Annotated in this window: 25 protein-coding genes and 1 tRNA gene; 20 read left to right on the forward strand and 6 right to left on the reverse strand. The window is 39.3% G+C overall.

Annotated features, from left to right (window positions below; all coding sequences use genetic code 11):
* The first annotated feature begins 48 nt into the window (after window positions 1–48).
* From HMPREF2918_RS02695 to HMPREF2918_RS02705, 3 genes are all read left to right on the forward strand, one after another.
* Window positions 49–720, forward strand: coding sequence for an ankyrin repeat domain-containing protein (locus HMPREF2918_RS02695; protein ID WP_070594515.1), 672 nt, complete (start codon window positions 49–51; stop codon window positions 718–720).
* A gap of 182 nt (window positions 721–902) precedes the next feature.
* A complete protein-coding gene (gene glpK / locus HMPREF2918_RS02700; protein ID WP_070594516.1) occupies window positions 903–2,411 on the forward strand; it encodes a glycerol kinase GlpK in 1,509 nt (502 codons plus the stop codon).
* Window positions 2,412–2,737: 326 nt separating this feature from the next.
* On the forward strand, window positions 2,738–3,502 hold the full coding sequence (locus HMPREF2918_RS02705) for a (S)-acetoin forming diacetyl reductase (RefSeq protein WP_070594517.1): 765 nt from the start codon (window positions 2,738–2,740) through the stop codon (window positions 3,500–3,502).
* A gap of 114 nt (window positions 3,503–3,616) precedes the next feature.
* On the opposite strand, the gene HMPREF2918_RS02710 is transcribed toward HMPREF2918_RS02705, so the two are convergent.
* The 4 genes from HMPREF2918_RS02710 to HMPREF2918_RS02725 all read right to left on the reverse strand — a co-directional run bounded on the left by HMPREF2918_RS02710 (window position 3,617) and on the right by HMPREF2918_RS02725 (window position 6,200).
* The gene (locus HMPREF2918_RS02710; protein WP_003016441.1) at window positions 3,617–3,859 is read right to left on the reverse strand and encodes a type B 50S ribosomal protein L31; all 243 of its coding nucleotides are present in this window, start codon (window positions 3,857–3,859) and stop codon (window positions 3,617–3,619) included.
* A gap of 161 nt (window positions 3,860–4,020) precedes the next feature.
* Complete coding sequence (locus HMPREF2918_RS02715) at window positions 4,021–4,440, reverse strand: hypothetical protein (protein ID WP_070594518.1); 420 nt, start codon at window positions 4,438–4,440, stop codon at window positions 4,021–4,023.
* Between the two features lie 136 nt (window positions 4,441–4,576).
* The gene (locus tag HMPREF2918_RS02720) at window positions 4,577–5,161 is read right to left on the reverse strand and encodes a DUF5336 domain-containing protein (RefSeq protein WP_070594519.1); all 585 of its coding nucleotides are present in this window, start codon (window positions 5,159–5,161) and stop codon (window positions 4,577–4,579) included.
* Between the two features lie 94 nt (window positions 5,162–5,255).
* Window positions 5,256–6,200 carry a DHH family phosphoesterase gene (locus tag HMPREF2918_RS02725; RefSeq protein WP_070594520.1) on the reverse strand — a complete coding sequence of 315 codons (945 nt, stop codon included), beginning with the start codon at window positions 6,198–6,200 and terminating at the stop codon, window positions 5,256–5,258.
* A gap of 148 nt (window positions 6,201–6,348) precedes the next feature.
* Here HMPREF2918_RS02725 and HMPREF2918_RS02730 point away from each other — a divergent pair, with 148 nt between their 5' ends.
* From HMPREF2918_RS02730 to HMPREF2918_RS02780, 11 genes are all read left to right on the forward strand, one after another.
* Window positions 6,349–6,618, forward strand: coding sequence for a TIGR04197 family type VII secretion effector (locus tag HMPREF2918_RS02730; RefSeq protein ID WP_070594521.1), 270 nt, complete (start codon window positions 6,349–6,351; stop codon window positions 6,616–6,618).
* Window positions 6,619–6,635: 17 nt separating this feature from the next.
* Window positions 6,636–6,995, forward strand: coding sequence for a DUF3958 family protein (locus HMPREF2918_RS02735; protein WP_045759360.1), 360 nt, complete (start codon window positions 6,636–6,638; stop codon window positions 6,993–6,995).
* A complete protein-coding gene (locus HMPREF2918_RS02740) occupies window positions 6,985–8,892 on the forward strand; it encodes a DUF3114 domain-containing protein (RefSeq protein WP_070594522.1) in 1,908 nt (635 codons plus the stop codon). The genes HMPREF2918_RS02735 and HMPREF2918_RS02740 overlap by 11 nt, the downstream gene beginning before the upstream one ends.
* Window positions 8,849–9,490, forward strand: a complete 642-nt coding sequence (locus tag HMPREF2918_RS02745) for a hypothetical protein (protein WP_227038421.1) — start codon at window positions 8,849–8,851, stop codon at window positions 9,488–9,490. The genes HMPREF2918_RS02740 and HMPREF2918_RS02745 overlap by 44 nt, the downstream gene beginning before the upstream one ends.
* Window positions 9,491–9,580: 90 nt before the next feature.
* Window positions 9,581–10,246 (forward strand): hypothetical protein, encoded by a 666-nt coding sequence (locus HMPREF2918_RS02750; protein ID WP_227223708.1) that lies wholly within the window; start codon window positions 9,581–9,583, stop codon window positions 10,244–10,246.
* Window positions 10,247–10,343: 97 nt separating this feature from the next.
* Complete coding sequence (locus tag HMPREF2918_RS11575; protein WP_256263180.1) at window positions 10,344–11,027, forward strand: hypothetical protein; 684 nt, start codon at window positions 10,344–10,346, stop codon at window positions 11,025–11,027.
* Between the two features lie 116 nt (window positions 11,028–11,143).
* Window positions 11,144–11,587, forward strand: coding sequence for a flavodoxin (locus HMPREF2918_RS02760; protein ID WP_009730912.1), 444 nt, complete (start codon window positions 11,144–11,146; stop codon window positions 11,585–11,587).
* Window positions 11,588–11,650: 63 nt separating this feature from the next.
* Window positions 11,651–11,923, forward strand: coding sequence for a chorismate mutase (locus HMPREF2918_RS02765; RefSeq protein ID WP_070594523.1), 273 nt, complete (start codon window positions 11,651–11,653; stop codon window positions 11,921–11,923).
* 46 nt (window positions 11,924–11,969) lie between these two features.
* A complete protein-coding gene (locus HMPREF2918_RS02770; protein WP_218108100.1) occupies window positions 11,970–13,133 on the forward strand; it encodes a chloride channel protein in 1,164 nt (387 codons plus the stop codon).
* Window positions 13,134–13,256: 123 nt separating this feature from the next.
* Window positions 13,257–13,604: a 50S ribosomal protein L19 gene (gene rplS / locus HMPREF2918_RS02775; protein ID WP_003003254.1), complete on the forward strand. Its 348-nt coding sequence runs from the start codon at window positions 13,257–13,259 to the stop codon at window positions 13,602–13,604.
* Between the two features lie 43 nt (window positions 13,605–13,647).
* Window positions 13,648–13,719 (forward strand) — tRNA-Arg (locus HMPREF2918_RS02780).
* A gap of 321 nt (window positions 13,720–14,040) precedes the next feature.
* On the opposite strand, the gene HMPREF2918_RS02785 is transcribed toward HMPREF2918_RS02780, so the two are convergent.
* Window positions 14,041–15,348 carry an MFS transporter gene (locus HMPREF2918_RS02785; RefSeq protein WP_083307785.1) on the reverse strand — a complete coding sequence of 436 codons (1,308 nt, stop codon included), beginning with the start codon at window positions 15,346–15,348 and terminating at the stop codon, window positions 14,041–14,043.
* Between the two features lie 648 nt (window positions 15,349–15,996).
* Between HMPREF2918_RS02785 and HMPREF2918_RS02790 the strand changes: the two genes are divergently transcribed.
* The 5 genes from HMPREF2918_RS02790 to HMPREF2918_RS02810 all read left to right on the forward strand — a co-directional run bounded on the left by HMPREF2918_RS02790 (window position 15,997) and on the right by HMPREF2918_RS02810 (window position 20,765).
* Entirely contained in the window at window positions 15,997–16,617 is a 621-nt protein-coding gene (locus HMPREF2918_RS02790) for a tetratricopeptide repeat protein (RefSeq protein WP_070594526.1), read from the forward strand.
* A 978-nt stretch (window positions 16,618–17,595) separates the two neighbouring features.
* Window positions 17,596–17,883, forward strand: coding sequence for a hypothetical protein (locus HMPREF2918_RS02795; protein ID WP_256263181.1), 288 nt, complete (start codon window positions 17,596–17,598; stop codon window positions 17,881–17,883).
* A 287-nt stretch (window positions 17,884–18,170) separates the two neighbouring features.
* Entirely contained in the window at window positions 18,171–19,139 is a 969-nt protein-coding gene (locus HMPREF2918_RS02800) for a DUF6287 domain-containing protein (protein ID WP_045759365.1), read from the forward strand.
* 168 nt (window positions 19,140–19,307) lie between these two features.
* Window positions 19,308–19,799, forward strand: a complete 492-nt coding sequence (locus tag HMPREF2918_RS02805; protein ID WP_031575757.1) for a hypothetical protein — start codon at window positions 19,308–19,310, stop codon at window positions 19,797–19,799.
* Between the two features lie 153 nt (window positions 19,800–19,952).
* A complete protein-coding gene (locus HMPREF2918_RS02810) occupies window positions 19,953–20,765 on the forward strand; it encodes a PrsW family glutamic-type intramembrane protease (RefSeq protein WP_045759366.1) in 813 nt (270 codons plus the stop codon).
* Between the two features lie 38 nt (window positions 20,766–20,803).
* Here HMPREF2918_RS02810 and mnmE read toward each other — a convergent pair whose 3' ends face one another.
* The gene (gene mnmE / locus HMPREF2918_RS02815; RefSeq protein ID WP_070594528.1) at window positions 20,804–22,177 is read right to left on the reverse strand and encodes a tRNA uridine-5-carboxymethylaminomethyl(34) synthesis GTPase MnmE; all 1,374 of its coding nucleotides are present in this window, start codon (window positions 22,175–22,177) and stop codon (window positions 20,804–20,806) included.
* A 162-nt stretch (window positions 22,178–22,339) separates the two neighbouring features.
* Here mnmE and rpiA point away from each other — a divergent pair, with 162 nt between their 5' ends.
* Window positions 22,340–23,011 carry a ribose-5-phosphate isomerase RpiA gene (rpiA, locus tag HMPREF2918_RS02820; protein ID WP_070594529.1) on the forward strand — a complete coding sequence of 224 codons (672 nt, stop codon included), beginning with the start codon at window positions 22,340–22,342 and terminating at the stop codon, window positions 23,009–23,011.
* Window positions 23,012–23,032: the final 21 nt, after the last annotated feature.

Genomic DNA, 23,032 nt, shown 5'->3' on the forward strand with positions numbered 1-23,032 from the left:
AGTATCAACATAGTGTTATTTTTATCTATAATGAGAGGGGGAAAGACCATGCAAAAAACCTTTCAGTTATTGCGAAGAGGAGATATCGAAGGAGTCCGTCAGATATTGGATAGAAAGCCTGAAGAAGTCAATGCTGTTTCGGGTGACAAACCTAAAAGAGATCAAGGACAGTCGATCCTTCAAGTCGCTATTAAATCAGGACATTTAGATATTGCGGACTTACTCATTGATAGAGGGGCAGATCTTAACTTTATCGAAGAACCGACAGAGCTAAATCCATTCTGTCAACCGGTCATCCAAACGGCCGGTGGAAGAGCTGTATTTGACTGTAGGCGCATGATCAAACGTTGGAATGGTCAATATGAGATGTATTCGTCTAAGGAAAAGGCTGCCCAATCCTTCAAGGTTTTTAAAAAAATGTTAGAACTTGGAGCAGATATCTCTCAGAAGGATAGTCATGGGGGAACTTTATTGCAAAATATTTTAATAGAAACCAAGGAAGTTCTGCCATCTTATTATTGGAAAACAAAAGAAACTAGCGATAATGTCCTCATTACGGATGAATTACGTCATGATTTAAATCGTATTTATGATCTTTTGACTCGTTACGGTGTGACATCGGAAGAGATTTCTGCCTATCATAAGATTCCTCTCAAAGAACTTTACCAGGACAGTCCGACCATGGAATTCTTAAATCGCTTAGATCTGAGCAAATCTTGAAAACATTTGAAATACTAAGAAGAGCCTTAGGGCTCTTTTAATTAGATCTGATAGAGTTAGAAGCAGTTGGAAAATTTAGACAGTAATTTATTAAAAAAATGGATACAATTCCTAGATGAAATAGAGTATACTAGTTTATGAAAGAACAAGATGTTTAAGTACCTTATTTAGGAGGACAGTTTATGTCACCAGAAACCTATATCATGGCGATTGACCAGGGAACCACTAGTTCGCGGGCTATCATTTTTAATAAAAAAGGCGAGCAAGTTAGCTCTAGTCAAAAGGAATTCACTCAAATTTTCCCGCAGGCTGGTTGGGTGGAGCACAATGCCAATGAAATTTGGAACTCGGTTCAGTCGGTGATCGCTGAGGTCTTTATCGAAAGTGGCATCAAGCCAAATCAAATAGAGGCGATCGGCATTACCAATCAACGGGAGACGACAGTTGTTTGGGATAAGAACACGGGGCTTCCTATTTACAATGCCATTGTCTGGCAATCGCGACAAACTGCACCACTGGCTGAAGAACTTAAAAACCAAGGCTATGTAGAAACCTTCCACCAAAAGACAGGTCTAGTCATTGATGCCTACTTCTCAGCGACTAAAGTTCGTTGGATCTTGGACCATGTTGATGGGGCGCAAGAAAGAGCTGAAAAAGGAGAATTGCTCTTTGGAACCATTGATACTTGGCTGGTCTGGAAGCTGACGGATGGAGCTGCCCACGTGACAGACTATTCCAATGCAGCCCGTACCATGCTTTACAATATCAAGGAACTGAAATGGGACGATGAAATCTTAGAAATCCTCAACATTCCTAAAACCATGCTTCCTGAGGTGCGGTCAAACTCTGAAATCTATGGCAAGACAGCGCCTTTCCATTTCTACGGTGGACAAGTGCCGATTGCAGGAATGGCGGGGGACCAGCAGGCTGCTCTCTTTGGTCAATTAGCCTTTGAACCTGGTATGGTCAAGAATACTTATGGAACTGGATCTTTCATCATTATGAATACGGGTGAGGAGATGCAGTTATCAGAAAATAACCTGCTGACGACGATTGGTTATGGGATCAATGACAAGGTCTACTATGCCCTTGAAGGATCTATCTTTATCGCTGGAAGTGCCATTCAATGGCTTCGTGACGGTCTGCGTATGATCGATCATTCACCTGAATCCGAGGCCTATGCTTTGAAGTCCCAGAACCAGGATGAAATCTATGTGGTGCCTGCCTTTACTGGTCTTGGAGCACCATACTGGAATCAAGAGGCGCGTGGTTCTGTCTTTGGGCTTACCCGGGGAACGACCAAGGAAGACTTCATCAAAGCAACCCTTCAATCCATTGCCTACCAAGTACGCGATATCATCGACACCATGCAGGTAGATGCTAAAACCTCTATCCCAGTCCTAAAAGTAGATGGAGGGGCAGCGAAAAATGATTATTTAATGCAGTTTCAGGCAGATATTCTTGGGATTGCGATTGCTCGCGCGAAAAACCTGGAAACAACGGCTTTAGGAGCGGCCTTCCTAGCAGGTCTGACCGTAGGCTATTGGAAGGACTTGGAAGAATTAAAATCTCTTCATGGAGCAGCCCAAATCTTTGAACCCAAGATGAATGAATCCCGAAAGGAAGAGCTGTACAAGGGGTGGAAGAAAGCAGTCAAAGCCACTCAAGTATTTGCAGAGTCTGATGACTAAAGGGATCAATCAAACGAATAGTTTAAGAGAAGTCTTCGAAAGAAGGCTTTTTATGTAGGGGTTATAGTATAGAACAATTATCCGTTTTGGCAAAAAGCTTTACTCTATTTCACGCTTTCGTTCATTTATCACTAAATAAAAATATCATATAAATAAACTAATTTTTTGAAAAAATAGGCTAGAGTTTGAAATATTTTTCACAAAAGAGTATACTGTTAGCATAGTTTTGTCGGATATTTATAATAGACCCCATCAAAACTAGTTGTCAACCCTTGCTGTTCTGATAGGAACGTTTGCTGGTATCGTTGATACCAAGGAGGAATCATATGTCTAAAGTAGCTATTGTCACAGGTGCTGGTCAAGGAATCGGTTTTGCAATCGCAAAACGTTTGGTTCAAGATGGCTTCAAGGTCGGAGTATTGGACTACAATGCTGAAACAGCTGAAAAAGCAGTTGCTGAGTTGTCAGCAGATAATGCTTTTGCAGTCGTAGCTGATGTGTCTAAAAAAGAAGAAGTGGCTGCAGCTTTCCAAAAGGTTGTTGACCATTTTGGAGATTTGAATGTTGTCGTGAACAATGCAGGTGTTGCACCAACTACACCACTTGATACGATTACAGAAGAACAATTCACACGTACATTTGCTATTAACGTTGGTGGTGTGATTTGGGGTGCACAAGCAGCTCAAGCACAGTTCAAAGCACTAGGTCATGGTGGGAAGATCATCAATGCGACTTCACAAGCAGGGGTTGTCGGAAATCCAAACTTGACTATTTATGGTGGGACCAAGTTTGCTGTTCGTGGGATTACGCAAACCTTGGCGCGTGACTTGGCAGATTCAGGAATCACTGTCAATGCTTATGCACCAGGTATCGTGAAGACTCCAATGATGTTTGACATTGCTCATGAAGTTGGGAAGAATGCAGGTAAAGACGACGAATGGGGTATGCAAACATTCGCTAAAGATATCACTTTGAAGCGTCTTTCAGAACCAGAAGATGTAGCAGCAGCGGTTAGCTTCCTTGCTGGACCTGATTCAAACTACATCACAGGACAAACCATTATCGTGGATGGTGGAATGCAGTTCCATTAAGATAAAAACAGAGGTTGGGATCAATATCCTAACCTCTAATTTTGTGCGTTCACAATAAAGGAAATAGAGATCAAAAAAACCACTCCCGAAAGGGAAGTGGTTTTGTGTTGGTTCTTATTTGAGACCGTATTTTTTGTTGAAACGATCCACACGTCCATCTGCTTGAGTGAACTTTTGACGTCCAGTGTAGAATGGGTGTGAGTCTGATGAAATTTCAACACGGATCAATGGGTAAGTTTCACCTTCGAATTCAACTGTTTCGCTAGAGTACTTAGTTGAACCGCTGAGGAACTTGTAACCAGTAGTAGTGTCCATGAAGACAACAGGGCGATATTCTGGATGGATATCTTTTTTCATTTTGCAATATTTCCTTTCTGCCATGGTCTCTTTCCGAGCCATAGATTGTTACTAAGCTAGTTTACCAAATTTCCAGGATCTTGACAAGTATTTTCACTAATTTTATTTAAATTAATGATCAAAAAAATCACCTTGGCAGGACCAAGGCGATTGATTGATGATTACCCTTGCTCTTCAATATGCTTGCTAATTCCAACAGCAATACGAGCTAGGACGATTAATACAATACTAGCAACAAGACTCATAATTAAACCGTATCCGAATGAGAAGCCATAGTTACCGAATTTTACTGAAGTTTGGTAAACATCCACGAGGTTATAGACAGTGATAATAGTTGAAAAAACTCCTGCAGTTGATACCCACTCTGCAGCAATTCGGTTCATAGGTTCATTCATTTTATAGACCACTGCTGCAATAATGGAAACAACTCCACAGATAATCACGATCCAGCCAGCAGGATCATCAATTCCTTTGGCGCTTGTTGATCCAAGAATACCTCCATTAAAAGTAACCCAAGTGGAGCAGGCACCAAGGATGGCAACAATAGCGGCAATAATAACGTACAAACGATTCTTTTCCATTTATATTTATCTCCTTATTAAATGTTGAATGTAATACGTTTATTTTACCACAATGGTCTGAGTATGAAAATAAACAGATATGATAAATTTGTTGATAAAAAAACACCTTGGCTAAGCCAAGGTGATTCTAATCTTATTATTGTTCAGATTGATTTGGATCTTTTGGTGCTTCTACTGGTTGATCAGCTTTTTCTTCAGTGTGTTCGTGTGATTCTTTTTTGATTTCATCTACTGCAGTTTTAACTGTAGTAGTTGTCACACGTCCAACTGTTTGTGCAAATCCTTTACCAGATTCAGCAAGTTCTTCGAAGGTTCCTTTTGTGATTTTACCACCTGACATCGCCAAGAGACCAGTTACAACAATAGCGATTGATGCGATTAAAGCAAGGATCAAACCAAAGCCAATTGAAACGCCATAACCATTGAAGTCAACAGCGTACTTGTTCACACCGAAGACATCGATCAATGTTACGATAGTTGAGAGAGCTCCTGCTACGATAACACCAATTGCAAAACCTTTTGGTAGTGAAGATTTTACATCGTTCAAGCAAGCAAGGACAATCGCAACGACTGCGAAGATAATAACGAACCATCCATCTCCGCGAAGGCCATTCCAGCTGTATGAACCAAAGGCACCAGCATTCAGGCTTGCCCATGGCAAGAAAGAGCTAAGAATCGCTACCGCAGCAGAGATAATGATAAACAAACGATTTTTTTCCATAATAAGTCTCCTTAAAATTTATTAGCTTTATTTTACCATAAGAAATATCAAATGAAAACCCCGTGACCAAGATAAAAAGGCTGAGAAACCGTTCTCAGCCTTCGTTTGTGCGTGCCACTTCTTGTAGCTCTTTGTAGATTTGGTCGTTTTCCTCAAGAGAGTAGGAGTTGGCTCCACTCGCTAGTGGATGGCCACCACCGTTATGGCGTTTAGCAATTTCGTTGATCACTTTGCGTTTGCTACGCATCCGGACACGGAAGTGACCGTCGGCCTGCTCAACAAAGATAGCCCAAACAGATACGGTATCGATGCGTCCAGGAGCTCCGACAATTGCAGCAGTCTCTGAATCACGTAGATCAAATTTCTTCAAGAGTTCTTGTGTTAGGGTCACACGCGCAGCGCCATGTTCATCGATCTCGAGATGGTCGTAGACATAGCCTTGAAGCTTAGCCGTCTTGAGATTGATCGTATCCATTTGACGAGCAAGGGCAGTAAAATCAAAAGGAATGCTTCGAAGATAGGCAGCGATCTCAAAGGTCCGAGTTGAAGTAGCAGGATAAAGGAAGCGACCCGTATCGCCGACAATCCCTGCATAGAGGAGACGCGCAGCACTAACCGGGAGTTCGAGATCCAATTCCTTAGCAAAAAGTGCAATCAGCTCACTGGTAGAGCTTGAGTCTGTATCAACCCAGAGCAGATCGCCATATGCATCGTCATTTGGGTGGTGGTCGATCTTGATCAGGAAATCACCGTTCGTATAGCGCTTGTCATCGATGCGGGGAGTATTGGCCGTATCACAGACAATCACCAAAGCTCCATTATAATCCTCATCGCTGACAGTATCCATCTCAGCAAGCCAAGTCAAGGTCGATTCATCATAGCCAGTTGCCAAGACCCGCTTTTGAGGGAAGTGCGCACGTAGGAGGTCCCGCAAGCCCACCTGGCTACCAATCGCATCCGGATCCGGATTCTGATGACGGTGGATAATAATCGTGTCATAAGCTTGAATCTTTTCAAGAATTTCATTCATTACGTTCATACATTACCTCATTTTCTCTGTCAATTTTAACATAAGAAAGGCCCATCCAGCAAGCATTTATCACTAATTAGAAGCTATGGAAGCGGTTTTACATTAGTTCAATATTTTGGTAGAATGGATAAATAGATTTAGTATGGGAGGGACTAGGATGATTGAAATTAAAAGTAATGCTGATACGGCGCAAGAGTTAGCGTCTTCTTTAAAAAGTAGTGGGGATGCACTTTCGGGAGTTGCATCGGCTTCAAAAGATGAACAAACCAAACTATCTGGTAATGATGCGGCCCATCAAGCCATTGATACTGCTAAAACCAAAACAGAAGAAATTGCAGCGGCGATTGAATCAATCGGGACCAACTTGCAAAGTGTTTCAATTGGATTTACAGCAGTGGATGAAGCGACTGCTGCGAGCAATCAATAGCTTGAAAGAGTAGGAAGATGAATCACGATCAACAACTATCGGAATTAAGAATACAAGAAGACCAACTTTCCCAAAAAGAAAGAGAAATTGTAAGAGAAAAAAGAAATCTGGAAGATGAGTTGAACCGCTTTGAGGGCTATAGCTCTGATGCGCACCGTTATTTATGGGATGCATTTGAATCCTATCCTTCCTCTAGAAATTTTTTTGACCAACTTCAAGAGGGATTTCTTCATGAATCGCGAAAAATTTCAAATAGTTATTTAGAAGAGCTGGATGAATTAGCTATTCAAAAAAGAAAAGTCGAAGATGATTTAAATGATATCTATCATGAACGGAAAAAATTAATGATTGAAAAGGAGTGTGACGATGGGAATTGAAGTTTATCGCGGTAGTTTGGATAGCCAAGCTAGTAGCACAGGTACTATGATTGAGCAACAATTGAAAGCTTATGAATCACTAGAAACATCATTAACTCAAATAGAAAATTCTGCCTCGCGCTTGTCTGGCCAAGCTTACGACTCTTTTAGAAGCTTTGTGACAAGTGTTGTCCAGCCATTGAAGGAGGCCGGAGTAGCTTTAGCAGAAGCTACACAAGAAAGTGTGAAGAAGCTTCCAGCATCCTATCGCTCGGAGGTGGCTGACGAGGACTTACAGGAAGAAAAGTTGGTTTCTGATATTGAACAGTGTGATCGGATGATTGCTATCTTTCATGCAGAGATCAATGAAATCGCTGCTAGTAAATCGACTAGTGCTGGAGATTTTCAACGGTTGCAGAGATTAGAAAGGATTCAAGGATTAAATGTATTAAATGGTATTTTTCAGGCAGCTAGAAACAAACTACAAGAAAAATTAAATAAACTCAGAGCGTTTAATGCATCATCGTCAAGTATCTTCTGGGAAATTGATATCTTAGCCCAAGCTATTCAAATAGCTGTCAATCAAATTAACGTAGCGTGGGATCCAAATACGGGAATGTATTCTATTCCAAAGGATTTATCCTGGTCTGATCTCGTAAATGAAACGATTAAGAATAAAGAGTTTGAAAATGAATATTTGCCAAAGAAACCAAAGGATGTAACATCGTTCGAATATAACCAATTTCTTACGGGATTACGTGAACAATCAGTGAATCTTAAAGAAATAGATGGCTGGGATAAGGATGCTATCAAAGGTTATGTTAAAGGCGTTTCAAAAAGAACTGCTGATGCCAAGACAGGCAGTGAGTTAAATGCAAGGAGAGATGCTTTGTATGCAGAAACCAAGGAGATTGGATCAGATATCTATACAGAAATGTATGCTAGTAGTAAACTCGATTCAGAAGCGAAAGTTGAACTGGTTCTTAAGCAATTAGGTGCAGAAACGGATGGTAATCAGTTTATGCATTTGACAAGCAAAACGCATAAGATTTCAGAGAATCTACCACCACATGGTGATTTCAACATGTATTTCAGACGTGATGTTGTAAAAGCATTCGGTGATAAACATCTTAATTACAAAAAAGATTTACTTAGGCAGCAAGTTCATTTTTTCCGTTATTATCTTGATCGCCATGCAATTTACTATATTCGCAATCATTACGAAGGCGCAAATGATTACGAGAAACTGTTAGCATATGGTAAAGAAAATAATATTGAATTTGATTACACAACTGGTGCGAACTTCCATAACCGTTTCAAGGAATCAGAAGGCTTCCAACGTCCCTATAATATGAAGGTTCAAGTCCCTCAGGGCAATTCAGCTAAAGGAAAAGATTTGAACAATGCCCGGATGGTGGAGTTTATTGTGAATTTGGATACCGGTGAGTTTGACAGTCAATGGGATGCCTATGACAAGCACAAACTAGCAAATGGTCGTTATGATTCCGATCCAGGAAAATATTCTAATGAAGAATTAAGAGAAATCGCCAATACGGAGTCCTTTAACTACGGCCCTTCAACAGGTCAAAATTCAGATGTTACTAAGTTTTACGAAGGTAAACATGGAATGCTTGATGTAAGTGGTACTCCTGAGCCAGCTACTCGATCTGAAGCAAAAAAACAATTTCATTCAGAAGATGATTTGGGTGACGTGGATGAAGATACAGGACATGTAGGTCAATTTGCGGATATTGTAAGAAAAGGAGGACATGAAGATTATGAAGCATGGCAACGAAAGACAAAAGGAATGTCAGAGAAAGAAAAAGTGGAAGAGTATAATAAATTTAAAGCCTCTCTTAATGGCGATGCTGATAATGACAATGGTTACAGTTATTATATTTATGGTAATGAGAAATAGGAATAACTATGAAGATTCAAAATTCATATTAGAACAACAGCGGTTTATTGTTGTGGATGATTCGGACGATAAAAATTTATATCGATCTTATTTTGAGAATGGCTATGACTTAAGGAGCAATAATTCTTATAGTAAAACTCAAGTAGTAGTAAAAAATGGGAAAAAATATGGTAGTTATTCAGACGAAAAACCATCCGATAGGTATCATAGAGACTTATACCGAAATATTACTTCCGCAATTCTGAACTTAAAAGTTTCGAAGGTAGAGATCGAAAAATCAAACTTTATTATTGAGCGAGATCCGAAATCGTTGATTACTAAATCTCTAGTGAAGGAAGGGAAGACACCTGATTTTGAAGCCAAAGTTATAAATAAAAAGAATCAATTTTCCAAAGTTCGGATCACCTATAATCAAGATTATTTACCGATCAAACTTGAATGGTATTTTAAAGGGAAAGATGGGTTGAAGTGGTATACCTGGAGCCGTTTTTCATATCCATATAAGACTGAATCTGAATTTAATAAAAAACTGGATGAAGAAATCCAGCGTATTAAAGATATTAAAGAGGAGTACGAGTTGGAGAAGGAAAACGGATAATAAATTAATTATTAAATTGATTTAAAAATAAGATAAGTATAATTATTAAATTCCAGTTAGGGAGATATGAAAAAATATGAAGGAGGCCGTATGAGAAAATTGCGTTATAAGCTGTTATTTATTGCACTTGCGGTAGCTGCTGTCCTTGTATATTTCTTTTATTCTTTCTGTCGGTCCCGAACGGATGCTTATGATATTTTGCAGAAGCAGCGATTTGTTTTTATTCAAAATCAAGATGATTTAGGTCAAGGCAACAATGTAGGAGCAGGATTTGATCTAAAAGATCGAGAGTTATTTTTTTCATATTCATCAGCTATCAAGGATGGTATTCTATATGGTGGAAAAGGCAACTACGAGATGAAGGAGTATTATCGTACTGCTTTGAATGAAGAGATTTCGTCTATACTAATGAATATAAAAGTTACCACCGAAGAAATCAAAAAGAACAATTACCAAATCACGCGTTCACCAGAATCTTTAGCCAATAAAAAGTTGCTAAAGGAAAAATATCCTCCTGAATTTGAGCTTCAATACAAATATCGAAAAAAAAGGCAATTCACCAAGGTCCGCATCACCTACAACAAAGAGTTTTTACCTACTAGAATAGAGTGGTACTATAAGGGTGAAGAAGGGCTAAAATGGTACACTTGGCGCACATATTCGTATCCTTTCAAAAATAAGTCTGATTTTGATAAGAGATTGGATGAAGAAATCGAAACTATTAAAGCAATTCAAGAAGAGAACAAGGGGGATTAACCCAGATTTGAAATAAAGCTGAGCATAGTAAAGGCTCAGCTTTATTGTTAGGAAGACACTTCCTTTTAGATGGATATTTTGCTAGAATGAGAGATATATGAAATTAATTAAAAAGAGATTATTCAGTCTAAAATCTTTCCTATTGTTAATTCTTTTATTGCTTACTATAGCTAGTATTTTCATAGTTGTTCAAAGAGGTAAGATTCAAGAGAATTCAAAGTCTATTATAGAGAAGCAAAGGTTTATAGAGACACACATCTTGTCTGGTGATGATAACAAGGAATCAATCAGTGCGGGTTTTGATTTAAAAGAAAAAGAATTTTTTTATTACCATGGAGCTGCAATAAAAAATAATAAATTGTATGGTGGTAGTCAGGAATATAGTGCTGCGGAGTATTATAAAAGAGCTTTGGATATTGAGCTCACTTCAGCACTTTTAAATCACCAAATGAATATTAAAGATATAAAAGATTCCAACTATCAAATCACTCGTTCAACTGATTCATTCATCAATAAAAAATTATTAGAAGAAAAACAACCGCCTGAATTTGAAGGTAGATATTCTATCAAGGATAGTCAGTTTTCCAAAGTCCGTATCACCTACAACAAAGAGTTTTTACCTACTAGAATCGAGTGGTACTATAAGGGTGAAGAAGGCTTAAAATGGTACACTTGGCGTACCTACTCTTACCCATTTAAAAATAAGGCTGATTTTGATAAGAAATTGGATGAAGAAATCAAAGATATTAAAGAAATTCAAATGGAAAATGAGGGTGATTAGGTTGAATCGGTCCAAATTCTTGAAACGTGTCCCTTCTTTCACCTTCTCGGGAATGGTTTCGTGCAAAATGCTTGAAAAAATGGTATAATACGGAAAATAGATTTTGGGAGGAAATTATGACTGTAGCGAAAATTGTTTTTGCTAGTATGACTGGAAATACTGAAGAAATTGCTGATATCGTAGCGGACAAATTCCGTGATCTTGGTGTCGAAGTAGATGTGGATGAGTGTACAACTGTGGATGCGGAGGACTTCCTTGAAGCAGATATCGCAGTGGTAGCGACTTATACATACGGTGATGGAGAGCTTCCAGATGAGATCCAAGATTTCTACGAAGATTTGGCTGGCCTTGATCTCAAAGGCAAACTTTACGGTGTGGTAGGATCAGGTGATACCTTCTACGATGAATTCTGTAAAGCAGTTGATGATTTCGACCGTTGCTTCGCTGCGACTGGTGCTGAAAAAGGTTCTGAGTGTGTCAAAGTTGATTTGTCTGCAGAAGACGAAGACATTGAAAAATTAGAAGCCTTTGCAGAAGAACTTGTAGCAAAAGCAAATTAATGACAATGAGGCTGGATCGATGGATTACAGCTTCGATTTATATCCAAAATAAAGAGGAGACACATGGATTTAGATCAGATTCGTAAGGACATTGACCAGATCGATCAAGAGCTAGTAGCCTTACTGGAAAGACGGATGGTCTGTGTCGGTCAAATTGTAGAATATAAGGAGCAACAGAGTTTACCTGTGCTCGATCAGAGAAGGGAGAGAGAAGTACTTGAGAAAGTCGGCTCTCTCGTGACGGAGGAGCAGTATCGGGCGACTATTCAAGCTCAGTTTCAAGATATGATGAAGCGCTCGAGAGACTTCCAAGAGGAGGTGAGGGCGCGTGACTAGTCTATCTATCAAGCAAAAAGTACAACAGTATGTGGTCCTAACAGGGATGGCGCTTTTCATTGGTCTCTTGGTTGGTGCCATTGACATGATTTTTGGTCAAGGATTGCTCCTGATTGGAGATGTCCGAAGCCAGCATTGGCCTTTGATTCTTTTTCTGGCCTTAGCGGGGCTTGTCATTGTTTATCTTTATAAACGTTTTGGTGGCAAGGCTTCAAAAGGGATGGGCCTCATCTTTGATGTCGGACACGCGCGTGAGGAGAAAATCCCCTTGGTCTTGGTGCCTTTGATCATGCTGACGACCTGGATGAGCCATCTCTTTGGTGGTTCGGTCGGTCGGGAAGGTGTAGCAGTCCAGATCGGAGCGACGCTTTCGCATCGTTTTGCCCGTCATATCAAGATTCCAGATGCTTCGCGTATCTTTCTCATGACTGGGATGGCAGCTGGTTTTGCGGGGCTCTTTCAGACGCCACTGGCAGCAACCTTCTTTGCCCTTGAAGTCTTGACAGTTGGGGAGTTGCAGTTGATGGCTCTCTATCCTGCCCTCATCGCTTCAATCGTGGCTAGTTTCACCTCTCATGCCCTTGGTTTAGAGAAATTTGCTGTGCCGCTAAGAGAAACGCTGAGCTGGACACCAGAAACCTTGATCAAAGTTGCCCTTCTTGGCCTAGCTTTTGGCCTCGCTGGGAAACTCTTTGCAGTTAGCCTTTCCTGGTTGAAGAAAACCGTCGCTCAAGTCTTGCCTAATCCTTATATCCGGATTGCCCTTATAGGGGCTGGACTCAGCTTGGTCCTCTTGACCCTCCAGCTGACCAAGGTCGGCACTTATAGTGGACTAGGTACCAATCTGATTGATGTTGCTTTTCATCAGGGCAGTGCGCAGAGTTATGACTGGATCTTGAAGCTCCTCTTTACCGTGGTGACCATCTCTGCTGGATACCAAGGAGGAGAAGTGACACCGCTCTTTGCAATCGGAGCTACGCTTGGAGTCTTTCTCGCTCCTATGTTGGGCTTACCAGTCTTAGTCGTGGCCGCTATTGGTTATGCCAGTGTCTTTGGCAGTGCGACGACGACCTTGCTCGCACCGATCTTGATCGGAGGAGAAGTCTTTGGCTATGCCAATCTGCCATTCTTTGTCATTGCTTGCGCCATCGCCTATTGCCTGCCAAAAGAGTGGAGCATTTATTCCGGTCAAAAAGTTGCGAAAAAGTAGAGAAAAGAGCTTTACAAACCTGAAATTATCTGATATGATAGTTTCTGTGCGTAATGGAAGCACAAAAATACAGTTTATCCGCTGAGGGAGGTCCCTCAAGATTGACGAAGATAGGAGAATAAAATGAATCCATTAATCCAAAGCTTGACTGAAGGTCAACTTCGTACTGATATCCCTGCATTCCGTCCTGGTGACACTGTTCGTGTACACGCGAAAGTTGTCGAAGGATCTCGTGAACGTATCCAGATCTTTGAAGGCGTTGTTATCGCTCGTAAAGGTCAAGGACACACTGAAATGTACACTGTTCGTAAAATCTCTAACGGTGTCGGTGTTGAACGTACATTCCCAGTACACACTCCACGTGTAGAAAAGATTGAAGTTGTACGTTACGGTAAAGTACGTCGTGCGAAATTGTACTACCTTCGTGCATTGCAAGGTAAAGCAGCTCGTATTAAAGAAATCCGTCGTTAAGACGAACAAGGAGGCGGGAGTGATCTCGCTTCTTTTTTTATCGGTCCCCTTAGTTCAATGGATATAACAACTCCCTCCTAAGGAGTAGTTGCTGGTTCGATTCCGGCAGGGGACATAAATTTATGACGAAGAGGGATTTTCTAATTGAATAGAAATTCCTCTTTCGAGACTTTCCTTAGGTGTAATTCTATTTAGTTTATATATTTTTAGTATTCTAAAAGAGATAAAGGAATTAAAGCAAATAAAAGGTAAGTAAATAGATAGACGTAATCTAATTTGTATTGTCTTTATCTGGACTATACATCCGTATCTTGAACAGGTTACTAAAAAGGTGCTAAATTATGAAAAAAGTCCCATTGTTAGTATTTAAAAAAAGACAAGGTGTTTTATCCTTGTCTTTTTCGTTTTACGTTTTAGTACTGCTTTTGTTTCAATGTCAATAAATGTGTTCTTTTTGGAGTATTCTATATATTCGAGGTAACATTATCATGGTATAGATCAGGAGAGAAACACCTCCAAATATGAATATCAGACCTCCGTTTATGTCCTTTTGAAATAGATAAGTAAATACAATGGTACCTATCGGCATGATAGACGTATTTAGTGTGAACAAAGTACTCATTACTCTTCCTAAATAATTTGTTTCAATACTACTTTGAAGATAGGTCATGACGACAATATTTAGAATAACAAGAGTAAATGCTATAATTCCCATAAATAAACCGCCAACGGAAGAAATAATCACTTGGGTGTTAGTAGTTGAAAATGTAATACCCAAACCAACGATAGCGATGGTTAGAAGAAAAAGTGGAATGCGAATTCTATTAGAAAGAAGTGTATTATTTTCTTTTTTGTCTGGCAATAGTGACATAGACACACTGGCTAATAACATTCCAACTGCAGACATTGTTTCTAGGATACCTACTGTTGCATTATCTAATAAGAGTTGCTCTTTGACTACAAATGGCACTCCAATGCTAATGGAAGTATAGAAAAAATTCAGTACAACACTAACTAGAATAATATATTTTACAATCTGATTTTCTTTTAAAAATTGGATAATTTCTTTGAACCCCTGTTGATGCTTTTCATTCTGTTTAATCTTAGCTTCTTGCTCTTCATGTTCATAGAAGAATTTCATGGTAAGTAAGACACCTAAAGAAAGGATATTTGCAATGATTTCTATAAGAATAAAGCCTGAGAAGCCTAACCAATTATAAAGAATGACTCCAATAGCTGGGGAAAGCATGGTTGCGATAGCAATGGCGGTTTGTGTAACAGAACTTAATCGTTGAATTTTTTTATCGTTTACTAACTCGTGGATAGAGGCTGAATAACAAGTATCATTGATGTTGACTGTAATAGAGTGGAGTACGACAAACGGGATTACGAGGTATAATATAGTAGATGAATTCGTTAAAAAATAAAAAGCATAAAACAGAAGAAAGACTAAAAGCCTAAAGATAAAATTATAAATTAAGATCTTTTTATGACGGTATCTGTCTACTAAATTACCGATTGGAACTAAGAAAATTAAACTAACTAAAGGATAGATAATCATATTGATTCCAAAACTCATTGCCGATTTTGTTTGGTCCAGTAACATTAATCCTAAAGCAAAATTAAAAGCTTTTCCACTTAAAGAACTAATAAAACTACTAATAAAGTCTTTGATGATTTGTCTATTAGACATTTTATCACTTATTAAATTCTTAATATTAATCCCCTCCATTCGTTTCAACATTGCTTCGGTTATCTAATCCTATTCAATCAACCTGTGTTGTAAGGTAATTGGAATATTAGATAAACCATAATTTTTGTTAATTAAGATTTTATCAATTTTACTAATAAAAGTATAATAAAAAATGTAAAAAAAAATTGTATTTATGTTTACTAATTATATTTCTCTCTTGCTTTGATATTATCTAAATTGATAACTTCTTACGTACCTCTTCTAAAATAGGATATATTTTACAAGCGTTAAAGGATTTCAAAATGAAACAGATTGATTTATTTTGCTTTTTATAGGTTTTAAATTCACAATAGGTGCTAGTACTATTTATCATACCACTTGACACCGCTTTCAAACGGGAGTACAATGATATTGAGGAAAAGATGGCTTATCTCTTTTATTTAGGAGGTGGCAGATATGCAAATCTATTTTATTTATTCTATTTTCTTTCTATTATCACTTGTAGTTCTAGCTTATCTTATTAAGTTACTCATTGCTCGTTTAAAAAGAAACTAAGTAACATTTTGCCCAAATAGTAGTTATTTGGGCTTTTTGCTATACTTTAGCCTAGTGGATTAAATTTATAAAGATAGGATTTAGAATATTCTTATTGAGTGATTTTATTTTATGAAGGTTGTTTATAGGTAAGGGGGAAAATAGATGGTTTCTAAAATTGATGTGGCTTGGGACTTGTTTCTGGAAGGAAAAATATCAGAAGCAAAAAAATTGGTTGAACAAGATTTTTCTATTGATGCCTGTACAGATTTTAGCCTTTTAAATCTGATGGGATATTTATTGTTAGCAGAAAAAGACTATGTTTCATGTACACATATTTTTGAGAAATACATTTTATTAGCTCAACTAAATGAAGATAAAGAAAATGAACATATTGGATTACATCAATTAGCGATGATCTACAGAGATCAGGGTGATTTTCATAAGGTTTTAAAACTCATTGAAGATGAAGAGAAGATAGTTGAAGAGCATTTTCCAAATGATAATTTAAAGAAAGCTGTGAATAACTACGAACAAGGTTATGTGAGATTAAAATTTAACAACCTTGATGAAGCACTTACATTCATGAATCTATCACTGGAACAATCTTTAGAGACTGATGACGTGATTTCTCAAGCTTGTAGCTATAGAGGGTTAGGTGAAATCTATTTAGCCTTGGAAGATACGGAATTATCCAATAGACATTTCAAACGAGCTATAGAACTTTTCGAAAGTGTTGGAGAGTTTGAAGCGATAAAGGAAATTGAGGAATTGATTAATCGATGATTTGGCATGTAGTTTTTGTTATTAGTTTGCCTAAATAAAAAGTTTTAATATGCTATAAATTATGTATTTGATTAAGGGGAATAAGATGGAAGGTTGTACTAGAGATGAAATTTCTATTTATTTTAATTATTAATACACCTTATTTCTTTTACTTAAAATGGAAGGATAAGCCTAAACAAAAAAATAAGTCCTTTTGTTATCTTTATAAGTTTTACATGATTTACTTGTGGTTTACCTCATAATTTCCATAATGGCTATCGGTATTTTTTCCCTTGGAGTACTAGCTGTTAGAGGCGAAAAAATTACGTCTGGTTTCTTTGTTTTATCTTTTTTAGGTATAGTTCTATTTAGTTTATATATTTTTAGTATTCTAAAAGAGATAAAGGACTTAAAGCAAATAAAAGGTAAGTAAATATTAACTAAGAGAACTAGCTAACTAGCTTAAGTAAAATATAACATGGCCATGATTCATGAGCCGTGTTTTTGTATGAATGTACAATTGAAAAATTTTTAGTTTTCACTTAAATAAAGTACATAATTGACAATGATTAGCTCAAAAACATTTTTGGGATACTAGAAATCGTAGAAGTTCCGTGACTAATTCTTGAGCCTAGGGCACTTTTTTCACAGCGGAAAGTCTCTACAGAAAATAAATGGGAAATGTTATATAAATAGGAGTTTATCCACCATCTAAAGTAACTCGTGAATGCGAATTTTTGTAAATTTAAAGTTAACAAGTGATGGAATATCTAAATATAATGAATTGATTTTTGAAGAAGGAAGGAGTAAAATAAAGTTAATATAATGACCGATTAGAGATAAATAAAACAAGACAAAAAAAGGCACCGAATCGGTGCACACTTTTTCAAGTCGGATACGGACAAAGCCTTATTTTAACTTGCTGTGTTGTTTCGAATGGTCACAAAACTTATTTTTTGTATGATATAATAGAATATTTTAAAAATGAAGGGATTTTCTATGGAGAGTGATGTGTTTTTTGATTATTATTTAAAATCACTTAGGTTTTATTTTGGTGATAGGTGTAAGGATATTGGATTTATAAAGTTTTTGAAAGATGAAAATAATAGTTTTATTACAATAGAGGATTATGTTTTAGAATCATTAGTAGTTTTGACAAATATTTTGAGTAAGGAGAGGATTGTGTTTTCTTGTGGATTTATTCATAGCAAGGGGGTAGTTACTGGAGTAGAAGTATGTATGAAAATATTAGAGTTAGAAAAATTAAATAATTTGTATAAGATTTAGTTTTGAAGAATATTAAAAAACATAAGGGAAACTGTCTATGTGGGATGTGTGGAGTTGATAGTATCAATGTTTCTAGTTATAGAGCTTTGTTGTTTCGAACAGTCCCAAAACAAGAAAAACAAAAAAATGATGGTCTAGGAGCTCGATACATTGAGCTTCTTTTTCTTGAGAAATTCAAATCATAATTTTACAGACTTTTAGGTCATTAATTGATTCTCCCCTCCGCTTTTTCTTTGACTCTCCTTTCTTATTTTTCTAAAATAGTAGGTGTGTGAAGGGAGATTGATATGAAAAAAGGTTTGGTAATTGTGCTTTCTGCTTTGGTCTTGGCTTCGTGTGGTCGTCCTCAGAGGACGGTGTCGCCTAAGAGTTCGGATACCAAGCAGACCAGCACTTCGGAAAAGAAACAGTCTGGTATGGATTTGAAAGCCATCAAGGCTAAGGACTACTCGAGTATCAAGGGGACTTGGATCGATGGTCGTGGCAATGAGCTGATCTTTGATGATAAGGGCTTGGTCAGCGAGGATGTCGAGCTTGATGCATCGAGCTTTAAGCAGAAGGACCAGATCGCTGAGATGACGGTTAGTGCCAAGTCGGGTGTTGGAGGCTACGGTCTCTTGCTCCTTCCAAAAGGTCAGAAAGCGGGCAAAGACGATGCTTCGGATAAGTCCAAGGATCGGATCTGGGCTGGTCAGTCACCGGCTTATGGTGATGATGATAATTACTACTATCGCAAGAAAGAGCAACCGAAAGATCGGGAGCAAGCAGATACAGACGATAGCAGTAGTACGACAAAGACCAGTAAGGCCAAGAAGTGGAATACTCGATCGGATGGTGAGGTCAAGTCTTCGAAGAAGGCGGATAAGAATGATTATCCAGGCTACACCGATGCTCAGGTCGAAGCTGCGCGTGTCTGGGCTTATGTGATCAAGTCTGTACCGACAGAATTGAGTATTAATGAAAAGAGTGCTGGTACAAAAATTTACTTTGGTGGGCTAGGAGTTGACTATCCTAAAGATGTTCGTCAGTTGTTTACACCAATTTCTGCAGAAGGTCATGTGACTTATGCATCCAACGGTGATGGGACGGTGACGATCTATCCTGTTCCGAGTCATTGGCAACAGTCTGCGGATGAGCTTAATAGTGAAGAGTTTATGACGCAATTTACCCAAGGAATCTTGGACCATGCTGAAACGGTGACATTGCCAGACGGGGATCCAGACATGATTCGTCAGATTCTTGCAGTACTGAAGTAAGAGAGATTATGGTAGAATAATATTAGATAAAATTTTTTAAACTATTAAAGATCTAATGACCTATTAGGTTATAAGATTAAAGGTTTGGTATATCTTTTACAGGAAGCTTATGCAATTTTGGTCAATTACAGGTCGTTTTCTACTTGTAAAAATAAAAGGAGAAAATCTATGAAAAAAACTATGTTTGCTACAATGACCATTCTCTCGCTATTTCTGTCATCGTGCGCGCAAAAAGAAGTGAAGAATGAAGACAAAAAAGAGCAGTCTACTGAACAGAATGTAAAAGATTCTACAAAGGAAAGTAAAGAATCAGTGGTCAAAGGGATGAATCAAGCCCCTACCTCATTGGTTGGAAATGAAAAACCTAATGTAGTATTTGCTTATATGCTTCAAAATCAAATCAATGGCGAAAATGAGATAGCGAGAGTGTATTATAATGAAGAGTATCTGATCCTTGTCTTCTCTGTATCAGAAAATATGCTATCTTTAGCAAATATAAATCCAAAAGATTATTGTAAGACGCTTTTTGATTTAAAAGAAGAGATAGTAAAGCAATACAATGCAACTCAAAAAACACCAAGCAGTATAAAACTTAAAATATATGATAAAGATGAGAAGCTCTTGGCAACGGAGGAAAATGGAGCTTTGGTGATTAAGTAACTAAATTTAGTTAACCATCTGTCGCCATCTACGTTTTACATTTTTCTCACGAATCCACATTTATTGTTTTTTTAAGCTGATCCTGTTACAATGATAGTACTCGGAAAAGACTGGGCTTCCAGCCTTTTTCATTTCACTTTAGAAAGGTCTTTTATGAAACGCAAATCGATTTTGTTTCTCTATTTACTCTTGCTAGCGATCGGCCTAGCCTATGAGACCCAGTCACTGACAGAAGGCTGGATGTCTGGTAGTCAGTACGGGATTGTGGGACTTTCTACCCTGATCCTTTTGGTTTATGCACTTCCTGCTGTTTGGGCTCTCTTTCATTTTGCGAAGAAGTGGAAGTTGTCTTGGGTACCGGTTCTCTTTTCTTTATTAGGAGGGGGCTTTGTTGCCGGTTGGTTGTCTAGCTTTGCCAATACCTATTTCCATGACATGATTCAAGCGATCGCTCCAAATAGCGACTTTTGGAACCAGTACGAGAGTGCCATCGCTGCGCCACTCTTTGAGGAACCCTTTAAGTTGATTCCTATCTTCTTTGTCCTCTATTTGTTCAGCGTCCGTCGCATCAAGTCAATCTTCCTCTTGGCTATTGCCTCTGGTCTTGGTTTCCAGATCGTGGAGGACTTTGCCTATATCCGTCAGGACCTACCGGAAGGTTTCTCTTACACGGTGTCAGGAATTCTCGGTCGTGTGGCTAATGCGCCTATGTCTCACTGGGTCTACACAGGACTTGTTATGCTGGGGCTCTTCCTAATTGTCCAAGCAAGCAGAGGACGCAAGGATTTACGTCTAGTAGGCTGGGGATACATAGTAGCTGGGTTCGGACTCCATTTTGTTGGAAATTCACCCTTCTCACAAATCGTGACCGAGTTGCCGATTGCGATTCCAGTCTTGAATGCTACTGGGCTCTTCCTGATCTACCAAGCTTATCAAACCGTCGAGCGATTAGAACAAGGAAAATAAAAAAATAATGCGTATGTTTGCACACATACGCATTTTTGTTATTTTCCAAGACAGAACTGGCTGAAGAGTTGGGTAATGAGCTCATCTGGAGCAGCATCCCCTGTGATTTCTCCTAGGATTTCCCAAGTTCGGGTGAGATCGACTTGGAGCAGGTCGACTGGCATACCGAGAGCCAAGCCTTCGTTGACCGCTTGGAGGCTTTCAACAGCTTTTTCGATGAGGGAGATGTGACGGGCATTAGAAAGATACGTCGCATCTTGCTCAACCAGCCCAGCATTTTCGAAGAAGAGGGCGTTGATCCGGTCTTCGATTTGATCGATGTTTTGGTTTTTCAGAACGGAGATCTTGATGTAATCTTCCGGCAGTTGGTCGATTTCGATCTTCTCTGGGAGGTCGACCTTGTTGAGGAGGATGATGCGGTTGCTATCTTGTGAGATCTCAAGGAGTTGGCGATCTTGATCAGTCAAGGGCTCGCTGGCATTGAGAACGAGGAGGACCAGATCAGCTTCCTTGAGGGCTTTTTTCGACCGCTCGACACCGATTTGCTCCACGATGTCCTCGGTTTCCCGGATCCCGGCCGTATCGACTAGTTTGAGGGGAACGCCGTTGATGTTGACGTATTCCTCGATAACGTCCCGGGTGGTTCCTTCGATATCGGTCACGATGGCTTTTTCTTCGCGAAGAAGATTATTGAGGAGGCTAGACTTGCCGACGTTTGGACGACCGATGATAGCAGTAGAAATCCCTTCACGCAAGATCTTACCGCGACGGGCAGTCTTGAGGAGGTTGGTCAAGAGGGCTTCAAACTCAGTGGTCTTTTCACGGATGATCTCAGTGGTTGCTTCTTCGACATCATCGTACTCAGGATAGTCTATATTGACTTCGACCTGGGCAAGGGTATTGAGGATCTCTTGGCGCGTGTTGTTGATGAGGTCAGACAGGGAACCATCTAGTTGCTTAACGGCGATGTTCATTGCTTTATCGGTCTTGGCGCGGATAATGTCCATGACGGCTTCGGCTTGGGTTAAATCGACCCGACCGTTCAGAAAGGCCCGCTTGGTAAACTCACCAGGTTCTGCAAGACGAGCTCCTTCACGGATGACCAATTGCAGGATTTCATTGGTTACGGCAATCCCGCCGTGGGTGTTGATCTCGATGATGTCCTCACGGGTGAAGGTCTTCGGCGAGCGCATGGCTCCAACCATGACTTCGTCGAGAATCTCGTCCTTATCAGGATCTACGATATGACCGTAGTTGAGCGTGTGGCTAGCAACGCTGCTCAAATATTTTCCTTTAAAGATCTTTTGCGCAATGGCAAAGCTGTCTGTCCCGCTCAAGCGGACGATCCCTATCGCCCCCTCACCGAGAGGAGTCGAGATGGCAGCGATGGTATCAAATTCTTTAGTAATCATGTCATTTCTCTTTTCCTGTAGATTCATCTCTATTCTATCGTAAAGTCAGCGGACGGGCAAGGTTTTGCTTTTAGAACTAAAAGATGGAAAGGTTTTCAAATAATTAGTGAAATCTCTTACAGAATATGCTATACTGTAAGAGAATATAAAAGGAGGTCTATGATGGTAAACCTAAAAGAACAGGTAGGAATTAAAGCGGCTGAGTTTGTCAAAGACGGCATGATTGTCGGTCTCGGTACAGGGTCAACTGCTTATTATTTTGTGGCTGAATTGGGTCGTCGCATCAAAGAAGAAGGCTTGCAGATCACAGCTGTCACAACTTCAAGTGTGACCTATGATCAGGCTGAAAGTTTAGGCATCCCGCTCAAGGCTATCGACGATGTCGAAGTGGTCGATGTGACAGTGGATGGCGCAGATGAAGTGGATCCTCAATTGAACGGGATCAAAGGTGGCGGTGGGGCTCTCCTCATGGAAAAAATCGTCGCAACCAATTCAAAAGATTGCATTTGGATCGTGGATGAATCCAAACAAGTCGCAACTCTTGGGGCTTTCAAACTTCCAGTGGAAGTAGTGCAATACGGGGCTGAAAATCTTTTCCGTCATTTTGAGCAAAAGGGTTACCATCCTGCTTTCCGTCTCGCGGATGATCAACGTTTTGTCACCGACCAAGGCAACTTTATCATTGACTTGGATCTCAAGGTGATCGAGGATGCAGAAGCTCTAGCCAATGAATTGGATCACACCGTCGGGGTTGTCGAGCACGGTTTATTCTTGAACATGATTTCAAAAGTGATTGTAGGGACACCAGATGGCCCAGTCATCATCGAAAAATAGAGAGTGGGACAGAAATCGGTA

Origin of the sequence: Streptococcus sp. HMSC065C01 (assembly GCF_001813525.1) — a bacterium.
GTDB lineage: Bacteria > Bacillota > Bacilli > Lactobacillales > Streptococcaceae > Streptococcus > Streptococcus parasanguinis_V.